At 70.6% G+C, this 238-nt stretch carries 1 pseudogene; it reads right to left on the bottom strand.

The features are described 5' to 3' along the window. Window positions 1–201 (bottom strand): annotated as a pseudogene (locus ACQG3P_RS23260) (hypothetical protein); the annotation flags it as partial. Between the last annotated feature and the right edge of the window lie 37 nt (window positions 202–238).

Raw genomic sequence — 238 nt, 5'->3', positions numbered from 1 at the left:
CATGAACACCGGCGGCTTTTCGGCGTACAGTTCGCTGCCCCGGTGGGGCAGCATCCACTGGCCGGTCTCGACCATGGCCCGGGCGGCCAGCACGAAACGGGGGTCATCCGGCGGGGTAGGGGCGCGCAGTCCGATCCCTGCGGCAAGGGCCAACTGCAGGGCGAGGCAGGTCAGCAGTCGCCACCGCAGGCGGGTCAGGATCGTCTGCCAGGGCCAGGGATCGGTTGGACAGCCCGCA

It is taken from the genome of Stenotrophomonas sp. SrG, from assembly GCF_050031795.1.
GTDB classification, from domain to species: domain Bacteria; phylum Pseudomonadota; class Gammaproteobacteria; order Xanthomonadales; family Xanthomonadaceae; genus Stenotrophomonas; species Stenotrophomonas rhizophila_A.
Note: the sequence above shows the minus strand (reverse complement) of the source record. Positions and strands in the feature narration are given on the sequence as shown.